Origin of the sequence: Gordonia sp. 852002-50816_SCH5313054-c, from assembly GCF_001665925.1 — a bacterium.
Lineage (GTDB): Bacteria > Actinomycetota > Actinomycetes > Mycobacteriales > Mycobacteriaceae > Gordonia > Gordonia jacobaea.
Genome location: NZ_LZTE01000017.1, coordinates 1 through 9,426, shown reverse-complemented (window position 1 = coordinate 9,426; position 9,426 = coordinate 1). Strand labels below are relative to the sequence as shown.

The following is a 9,426-nucleotide window of genomic DNA, read 5'->3' as shown; positions in this document are numbered from 1 at the left end:
TTTGCGATCGTCGGCAGCGTCAGATGTGTATAAGAGACAGGCGGTGGGGGCGGGGGCAGAAGGGTGCACTTCGGTCGCGGTGTCGGTGGCGAGGGCGGCGTCGACTTCGAGGACCTCTTCGGGCAGATGTTCGGCGGCGGTGGCGGGTACGGGCCGATTCCCGGCGCCGATCAGGAAGCGGAACTGGAACTGACCCTGGAAGAAGCGTATCGGGGCGGCAAACGCACTCTCCGTCTGGACGGACGGCAGTACGACGTCGACATTCCGGTCGGTGTCCTGGACGGCCAGCGAATCCGGCTGGCCGGGCAAGGGGGCCGGGGCAACGGCGACGCGCCGCCCGGGGATCTGTACCTCGTGGTGCGGATCAGACCGCACCCCCGGTTCCGCGTCCAGGGCCGGGACATCTACGTCGACCTGCCCGTCTCCCCCTGGGAAGCAGCCCTCGGCGCGACGGTCGCCGTTCCCACTCCCGGTGGCGAGGCGAAAGTCAAAGTGGTGCCGGGCTCGTCGACAGGTAGGAAGCTGCGCCTGCGCGGAGAAGGCATGCCCAATCCGCGGGGCGCCAACGGCAACCTTTACGCAGAAATCAAGGTGATGGTGCCGCCGAAACCGACAGCACGCGAACGCGAGCTGTTCGAACAGTTGGCCGCCGAATCGAACTTCGATCCGAGGAAACAGCCATGAGCACCCCGACCCCGGGCACCCAGTACATATTGGTTCGCCGTACCGGAATGTCGCTGGATGTCTTCGCCGAACGTACCGGGCTGCACCCCGACCTGGCACGAAAGCTTGTGGCTCTCGGCCTGATCGACGCACGCCGCGACCCCGGCGGCGAAATATTGTTCGAACCGTCAGCAGTGGCCCACGCTGCCCGCATCCAACGGCTGCGGACGGGTCTAGGCCTGAACTACTCGGCAATCGGGCTCGTGCTCGATCTGCTGGATCGAATCGAGAAACTCGAAGCAGCGTCCCGCAGAAGGAGGACACCCCCATGGACACCGGCAGCCTGACTGAAAAGTCACGAGAAGCCCTGCAGGAAGCCCAGAACGTCGTGACCAGAATGGGTCACACCGAGGTCGACGGAGAGCACCTGCTGCTCGCGTTGGTCGATCAGCAGGAAGGGTTGGTACCCCGACTGCTCGAGCAGGCCGGCGCGAACGTCGATGCCCTACGCTCCGATCTGGAACGTGAACTGTCGCGTAGGCCGAAGGTCAGCGGCCCCGGCGCGACACCCGGTCAGGTGACGATCACCCAGCGCCTGGCCAAACTGCTCGACGCCGCGGAACGAGAGGCAAAGCGACTCAAGGATTCCTACGTGTCGGTGGAGCATCTCGTGATGGCCCTCTCCGAGGAGGGGTCGACCAGTGCGGCCGGACGGGTTCTCACCAGTCATGGGGTCACACGAGACGCCTTCCTCACGGCGCTGACGAAAGTGCGCGGCAATCAGCGCGTCACCTCGGCCACCCCGGAAGGGGCGTACGAGGCGCTCGAGAAGTACGGACGCGACCTCGTCTCCGAGGGGCGGGCAGGCAAACTCGATCCGGTCATCGGCCGAGATGCCGAGATCCGCAGGGTAACGCAGATCCTGAGCCGGAAGACGAAGAACAATCCGGTGCTGATCGGCGACCCCGGCGTCGGTAAGACCGCGATCGTCGAGGGCCTCGCCCAGCGGATCGTCCGCGGCGACGTGCCCGAGGGCCTACGCGACAAAACGATCTTCTCGCTCGACATGGGTTCCCTGGTGGCCGGCGCGAAGTACCGCGGCGAGTTCGAGGAACGGCTGCAGGCGGTGCTGTCCGAGGTGAAAGCGGCCGAGGGGCGCATCCTGTTGTTCGTCGACGAGTTACACACCGTCGTCGGCGCAGGATCGGTCGGCGGCGAGGGATCTCTCGACGCCGGCAACATGCTCAAACCGATGCTCGCCCGCGGCGAACTGCACATGATCGGTGCCACCACTCTCGACGAGTATCGCAAGCACATCGAATCCGATGCAGCATTGGAGCGTCGATTCCAGACCGTTCTCGTCGACGAGCCCAGTGTCGAGGATGCAATCTCGATTCTGCGCGGACTCCGAGAACGCCTCGAGGTGTTTCACGGCGTGAAGATCCAGGACGGCGCACTGGTGGCCGCCGTGACCCTCTCGCACCGGTACATCACCGACCGTTTCCTTCCGGACAAGGCGATCGACCTGGTAGATGAAGCGTGCGCCCGGCTACGAACCGAAATCGACTCGATGCCCGCCGAACTCGACGAACTCACCCGGAAAGTGACCCGGCTGGAGATCGAAGAGGCCGCCCTGTCCAAGGAAACGGACGCGGCCAGCAAGACGCGCCTCGAGGAGTTGCGTAAGGAGCTGGCCGATCTGCGGGCCGAGGCCGACGCCCGGCACGCTCAGTGGGAGGCGGAGCGCCAAGCGATCCGTCGGGTGCAGGAGCTGCGGGGAGAGCTGGAACGCTTACGCCACGAGGCCGAGGAGGCCGAACGCAATTACGACCTCAATCGGGCCGCCGAGCTGCGATACGGCGAGATCACCGAACTCGAACGCAAACTCAAGGCGGCGGAGGAGCAACTGGCCACCAGGCAAGGCCGGAATCCGTTGCTGCGCGAGGTGGTCACCGAAGACGAGATCGCAGAGATCGTGGCCGCATGGACGGGTATCCCGGTCGCTCGACTGCAGGAAGGCGAGCGGGAGAAGCTGTTGAAGCTCGACGAGATCCTGCACGAGAGGGTCATCGGTCAGGACGAGGCGGTACAACTGGTCGCAGACGCGGTAATCAGAGCAAGGTCGGGTATCCGTGATCCGCGCCGGCCGATCGGTTCGTTCATCTTCCTGGGACCGACAGGTGTGGGGAAGACCGAGCTCGCAAAGACGCTGGCCAGTGCCCTCTTCGACAGCGAAGACAACATGGTGCGCCTGGATATGAGCGAGTACCAGGAGCGGCACACGGTGAGTAGGCTCATCGGTGCGCCCCCCGGGTATGTCGGGTATGACGAGGGGGGTCAGCTCACTGAGGCGGTGCGTCGCAAGCCGTACTCCGTGGTGCTCTTCGACGAGATCGAGAAGGCCCATGCCGACGTCTTCAATACCCTGCTGCAGGTGCTCGATGACGGCCGGATCACCGATTCTCAAGGCAGGCAGGTCGATTTCCGGAACACGGTGATCATCATGACCTCGAACATCGGATCCCAGCATCTCCTCGAGGGAGTCACAGCGGACGGCGAGATCAAGCCGGACGCCCGGGCGCGGGTGCTGGCGGAACTGCGCGGGCACTTCCGTCCCGAGTTCCTCAACCGGGTCGACGACATCGTGTTGTTCACACCGCTCACGCTGCCCCAGATCGAGCACATCGTCGAGCTACAACTCACCGATCTTCGGAACAGATTGTCGGAGAGGCAGATACACTTGAATATCACGCCGGAAGCACGCCGGCTCATCGCCGAACACGGTTTCGACCCGGTCTACGGTGCACGACCCCTGCGCAGGTATATCGCCCATGAGGTCGAGACCAAGATCGGTCGTGCGCTGTTGCGCGGCGAAATCGAACCGGGCGGCACCATCAGTGTCACGGTCGATGACGGCGAACTGTCCGTCGCATATACGGAACCCGCCATCGCGGCCTGAGAAGGGGTGTCGTCATGGGATCCGACAAGGTGAAGTGCCCACACTGCGGCAAGGTCAACAGGGTACCGGCGGCCGGGAACGGGAGACCCCGCTGCGGAAATTGCCACGAGCCGCTGCCCTGGATCGCCTCGGCAGGGGATGGCGACTTCGCGGAGGTCGCCGAGAAATCCTCGGTGCCTGTACTCGTTGACCTCTGGGCGACGTGGTGCGCTCCGTGCCGAATGGTCAGCCCCGCGCTCGAGCAGCTCGCCACAGAACGCGCGGGTCAGATCAAGCTCGTCAAGGTTGACGTGGATGCTGCACCCCAGACGGCCGAACGTTTCACCGTCAGTGCCGTTCCGACGCTGCTGGTGATGGACCGAGGTGAGGTACTCGCTCGTCAGGCGGGCGCCGCTCCGGTACCGGTGTTGCGCACATGGCTCGATCAGGCGCTCTCGGAAAAAGCAGGCAAGGAGGCGAACTCATGACTTTTGCCCACGCGGACCCACATGTGATCGCGATCCGGGCCGTGGCGCCCCGCACTCCACAAGGTTGCGAGGAATGTCTTCGCCTCGGCACCCCGTGGGTACATCTGAGGCTGTGTCTGTCGTGCGGACACGTCGGTTGCTGCGACTCCTCGCCGGGCAAGCACGCGAGCGCACACGCTCACGCCCTTGGCCATCCGATCGTCCAGTCGATGGAACCCGGTGAAGATTGGCGTTCGTGTTATGTCGACCAGAATTTCGTCTGAGGACGCCCCACGCCTGGGCGACGGTCAGCTCGTCGACGACGAGACTCCGGATACAGTCGGGGCATTCCCGCGGTTGACGGACGCCCAGGTAGCGACGCTCGAGACCGGAGGCACACGTCGATCGGTTCACGCCGGCGAGGTGCTGATTCGAGCGGGCACCCGCAGCAGCGACTTCTTCGTCGTCCTTTCCGGCAAGGTCGCGATCATCGACGAGGGCGCCGAGGACGGTGAGCGTCGGATATTGCGCCTGCACGGTCCGGGCCGATTCCTGGGCGAGCTCGGACTGCTGGAAGGCCAGGTGGCGTTCTTCACCGCCGAAGCGATCGAGGACGGCGAGGTGCTCGTCATCCCAGCCGAGCGGGTGCGCGAGCTCGTCGCCCACGACCTCGTGCTCAGCGACCTGATCCTGCGCGCCTACCTGATCCGCCGGCACCTACTGATCGGGCTCGGCGCGGGGTTCCGGATCATCGGCTCCTGCTATTCCCCGGACACGTTGCGGCTTCGCGAATTCGCGATGCGCAACCGGCTGCCCCACAAATGGATCGATCTGGAGCAAGACGAACGGGCGGAGCAGCTGCTGCAAAGCCTGGGTGTCGCCCCAGAGGACACTCCCGTCGTGATCTGGCACGGCGAGAAGGTGCTGCGCAATCCGACGAACGCCGAACTCGCCCGCATCGTCGGGCTCCCGGTCCCGGACGCAGCGCAGGACGTGTGCGACCTCGTCGTCGTGGGTGCCGGACCGGCGGGTCTGGCCGCGTCCGTGTACGGCGCCTCGGACGGGTTGAACACGGTGACACTGGAGTCGATCGCCGCCGGCGGCCAAGCCAGTACCTCCTCCCGGATCGAGAACTACCTGGGCTTCCCGGCAGGGGTCTCCGGCGCCGAATTGGCGGAGCGCGCCATAATCCAGGCCGGGAAATTCGGCGCCCGCCTCCTGGTGTCGGCGGACGTCGCCGGCCTCGGCTCCGAGGCCGGGCACCATGTGCTCCGGCTGGCGGACGGCGGCGAGATCCGCGCCCGGGCGGTCGTGCTCGCCACCGGGGCGCGATATCGCAAGTTGGAGGTTTCGGGAATCGAGGCACTGGAGGGGAGAAGCGTGTATTACGCCGCGACCCATCAGGAAGCGCGGCTGTGCGGCACCGACCCGGTGGCCATCGTCGGCGGCGGAAACTCCGCCGGCCAGGCCACCGTCTTCCTCGCAGACCATGTCTCCCACGTTCACCTGCTCATCCGCGGCGGTGACCTCGGAAAGAGCATGTCCCGGTATCTGGTCGACCCGATCGAGCGGCATCCGCGGGTGACTGTGCACCGGAACACCGAGATTCGTGAGGTCCACGGCGAGAAATACCTCGAAGAGATCGTGGTCGAGGACAATCGCACGGGCGACCAGGACACGATCCGGGTGCACGCTCTGTTCGTCTTCATCGGGGCGATGCCGCATACCGGGTGGCTGGCCGACACGATCGCACTCGACGACCACGGCTTCGTCCTCACCGGCATGGACGCGGTCCACGCCCGAGGGGACGGCAACCGGCCGATCAGCGCCGGGCTGTCCAGGACGCTCGAAACCAGCCGGGCCGGTCTGTTCGCGGCGGGTGACGTCCGCCGCGGCTCGGTGAAACGGGTCGCATCCGCTGTCGGTGAAGGAGCGATGGCGGTACGACAAATCCATGAATACTTCGAAAGGAGCTGACGACATGCCAGTGGTGGGCACCGTCAAATTCCAGCGGTTCTTCCGGGCAGCGGCCGGACTACAGGTCGACCGGAACGACCTCAAGCGCTATACGGATTTCATCGACGACAAGATCTACGACCTGATCCTGATCGGCAAGACCTCGGCCAAAGCAAACCTGCGGGACGTGATCGAACCGTGGGACCTGCCGATCACCAAGGGGCTGCAGGAGAGCATCCACCGGTTCGAGAAGCTGGACGAGGAGATCGAACTACAACCTCTGCTCGACCAACTGGCGGCCCGGCCATCCTTGGACGTGGCTCTCTCCGAGGAGACCGAGCAACGACTGCCGCTGATCGCCGGAGGCCTGAGCGTGGCGCTGGCGCATACCTTCGTCACGGTCGAGCCGGACCGCAAGAACCCCGGGACCGCCGAATGGAGCGTCGCCTTCGACATCTTCCACCTACTGCTCTGACCCCGGGCGGCTGCCGGGGGCGACAGAGATCGATTTCCCACCCCACTGCGACGTCGGCGACTACACCGTCACCCAAATCGCAAACGTGCAGGACGTGTGCGGGTCCATCTCGGCCTTGGCCGTAGCGGGAAGTCCAGCTAGAGCGCACGCCTGAGAAGCGAGCGGGAGTGAGACGCAGTGCCTGGTGCGAGAGAAATTGGGGCGGATTCAGAGCAGGTGTTCGGTGGGGAGCCGCAGCGGGTCGGCAGCTTCCGATTCTTCCTCGACGGTCAGCGGTGGGAATGGTCCGACGCCGTCGCCCAGATGCACGGCTACCGGCCCGGGGACGTCACGCCGACCACCGAACTGCTGCTGTCCCACAAGCATCCCGAGGATCACCGGCGCGTCGCCCGCGTCCTCGAACGGATGATCAGTGACGCCGAACCGTTCAGCAGCAAACACCGCATCATCGACACCGCCGGCAAAGTTCACCTCGTCGTGGTCGTCGGCGACCTCTTGCACGACGACACAGACGCCGTGATCGGGACCACCGGCTTCTACATGACATCACCCAGTCCTACCGCAGCGATGTCAAGGAGTCGGTCGACGCGGCGGTCGCCGAACTCGCCGAGTCGCGGGCGGTAATCGAACAGGCCACGGGCGCACTGATGCTGGTCTACGGGATACCCGCCGACCGCGCCTTCGACGTTCTCACCTGGTGTTCCCAGCAGACCAACACCCGACTTCGCACGATCGCCGAACAACTCGTCACCGGATTCGTCGAGTGCGAACCCGCTGCGGACCTACGGACCCGGTTCGACCACCTTCTGCTCACCGCCCACCAGCGAACCCGGCAACAGGGCTGAGTGAGTGACAGTCCCGCGGGGTGTAGGGAGTCAAACGAAACCTGGACCGGGCTGCCGACCGGTCGAGCACCCGATCTGGCACGGTTGTCGCGTCTGCTCGATGCGTTGCCGCTGCCGGACCCCGTACGCCGCCTCCCTGACGGCGGCGTCGTCCTCGAGACCCGACCCGAGCGCCCCACCGATGGTCGCGATGGACGCCAGTAGCCAGGCGAGGGTGAGGTAGTCGGAAAAATTCACCCCGTGCCCGAGAATGCGGGACAGCAGTTCCGGGGGAAGAGTCAGACACGCGGTGAACAGCAGCAGGCCGAACAAAGCCACGTGGAGGACGATCACGCCGATGACCAGGGTGACGACGGTGGCGGTGTTGTACAGAACCGAACGATCGCGCTCCTCCGGCGACTTCGGTCGTTCCCACAGTTCGTGTTCGACGAGCAGCCAGAGAATCATCGCCACGATCGACAGGACCGTCGCCGCACTCATCCGCCATGGGCCCATCGTGTCGGCGAACAACCAGATCGTGTTGGTGGCCAGTGCGATCGCACCCGTGGCGAAGGCGCCGACGAGCACCTTCGACAGTCCGGTGACCAGTCGCCACGGCCGGTTGGCCCGCACCATCCCCGACAGCAGTCGCAGTCGCCGCAGTCCCGAGGGCGCCAAGTATCGGATGCCGTCCTTGATCTGCACACACGGGTACCGTCGCGCCGCGCCGGGAGGCATGAGTTCGGGTTCACCGAGAACGCGGGCGAGCGCGAGTTCGGTGACGGTGCGGATGCGGCGCTCGATCCGGACGCCGCCCACACCGGCGACCGAGATGGGTGCGAATCTGTGGTCGACGCTGACGTCGGCCACCACCGGCAGGGTGTCCTCCCGGCGCGGCAGATCGGTGAGATACACGACGATGTCTTCCTGTTCGGAGGACGGATCGACCGTGTCGATGACATCGGTGAAATCGGCTTGCTCGTCCGGCAGGTACGGTTTGCGGCGCACACAGGTCGTCCACCGGCGCTCGGGCCGGTCAGGGCTTTGCAGGCGTTCCGGCAGGTAGTCGGCGATGCGTTCGGCAAGAGCCGCTGGTTCGCCCGGATCCGCGATCAGCAGCACCGAAACCTGCTCACCCGCGGCACCGGAGTGCCCCGCCTGCAGATGCTCGTTCGCCGTCACCGCCTTCGCGTACCCGCCCGGTGTGTCCCCGAACTCCAGGCTGTGGGTGCGAGTCGATCACAGCGCCCGCCACGGATATCGGCTGCCAGTCCGTGTCCGGTAGACACCCCGCAGCGTCTGAGGATGCACCGCGGACACGACCACAACCCGCGGGATCTGGTCCGCTCGGTGCACCCCGCTGATCGATCCATTAGGGGCAAACGGGCCAATGACTGGGCATCGATCTCCTTACGGGATAGCGACCAGGCTGAGGATTCTGACAAGTTCGTGGGAATAAGGCACTGACACGACGGCGAGAACCTGCAGGTCGGAGATCCGCGAAGTGACACCGATCCGCGGAACCTACATTTTTGTATGTTGAGATGCAGCGGAGATGAGCGAGATGGGCGGGGCAGATAAACTGGGCCGACCACAGCTTTATAAGGCTTCTGAGCTGCGGTTTCCCGGAATGAAACCTTCACCGGCTCTCGTCTCACCGAGTCTCTGTCAGTCTGTAGCGGCGTGTCCTGTCAATCTTCACTGCATCTCGACACCCGACAGCCGGAAGAATCCGCACCATGAGCGTTCCCGATGCGTCTGGTGGTGGTGCTTTTCCTGTTATCTGCCGACCATTCGCCCCGCCGGGGTGTGTCAATGGAGCGCCGGGGAGAAGTCGCCGCGAAACAAGCGGCGCCGAGCGGGAGCGAGGCGACAGCGCGTGGCGAGTTGTTGCCGAAAGCGGATTTGACGCGGTCCGGTTGGGCGCCATGATAATTCGGCAGGGCAGGCAAAGCCCGGGGTTGCGGTCGTGTTGATCCGTAACGCACGAAGGATGCTGGTACGGATGCCGTTTCGACGCCAGGGGAGGGCGGGACAGATAAACTGGGCCGACCACAGCTTTATTAGGCTTCTGTGCTGGGGTTTGCGGGATTGAAACCTTCA

7 protein-coding genes and 2 pseudogenes are annotated in these 9,426 nt (G+C 65.0%); 8 read left to right on the top strand and 1 reads right to left on the bottom strand.

What is annotated here, in order from left to right; genetic code table 11:
* Positions 1-39: 39 nt before the first annotated feature.
* The 8 genes and pseudogenes from A5788_RS01160 to A5788_RS01130 form a co-directional block, all read left to right on the top strand.
* Positions 40-684: pseudogene (locus tag A5788_RS01160) on the top strand (DnaJ C-terminal domain-containing protein); the annotation flags it as partial.
* A complete protein-coding gene (locus A5788_RS01155; RefSeq protein ID WP_005203459.1) occupies positions 681-1,010 on the top strand; it encodes a chaperone modulator CbpM in 330 nt (109 codons plus the stop codon). The pseudogene A5788_RS01160 and the gene A5788_RS01155, both read left to right, overlap by 4 nt.
* Complete coding sequence (gene clpB, locus A5788_RS01150; protein WP_005203460.1) at positions 992-3,622, top strand: ATP-dependent chaperone ClpB; 2,631 nt, start codon at positions 992-994, stop codon at positions 3,620-3,622. The genes A5788_RS01155 and clpB overlap by 19 nt, the downstream gene beginning before the upstream one ends.
* A gap of 14 nt (positions 3,623-3,636) precedes the next feature.
* Positions 3,637-4,089 (top strand): thioredoxin, encoded by a 453-nt coding sequence (trxA, locus tag A5788_RS01145; protein WP_064257372.1) that lies wholly within the window; start codon positions 3,637-3,639, stop codon positions 4,087-4,089.
* A complete protein-coding gene (locus tag A5788_RS23380; RefSeq protein ID WP_082938016.1) occupies positions 4,086-4,352 on the top strand; it encodes a UBP-type zinc finger domain-containing protein in 267 nt (88 codons plus the stop codon). Before trxA ends, A5788_RS23380 begins: the two co-directional genes overlap by 4 nt.
* On the top strand, positions 4,330-6,045 hold the full coding sequence (locus A5788_RS01140) for an FAD-dependent oxidoreductase (protein ID WP_064870081.1): 1,716 nt from the start codon (positions 4,330-4,332) through the stop codon (positions 6,043-6,045). The genes A5788_RS23380 and A5788_RS01140 overlap by 23 nt, the downstream gene beginning before the upstream one ends.
* A 4-nt stretch (positions 6,046-6,049) precedes the next feature.
* Complete coding sequence (locus A5788_RS01135; RefSeq protein WP_005203465.1) at positions 6,050-6,499, top strand: DUF1931 family protein; 450 nt, start codon at positions 6,050-6,052, stop codon at positions 6,497-6,499.
* A gap of 195 nt (positions 6,500-6,694) precedes the next feature.
* Positions 6,695-7,344, top strand: a pseudogene (locus tag A5788_RS01130) (PAS and ANTAR domain-containing protein).
* 30 nt (positions 7,345-7,374) lie between these two features.
* On the opposite strand, the gene A5788_RS01125 reads toward A5788_RS01130, so the two are convergent.
* Positions 7,375-8,505: a hypothetical protein gene (locus tag A5788_RS01125; protein WP_064870082.1), complete on the bottom strand. Its 1,131-nt coding sequence runs from the start codon at positions 8,503-8,505 to the stop codon at positions 7,375-7,377.
* Positions 8,506-9,426 lie beyond the last annotated feature (921 nt).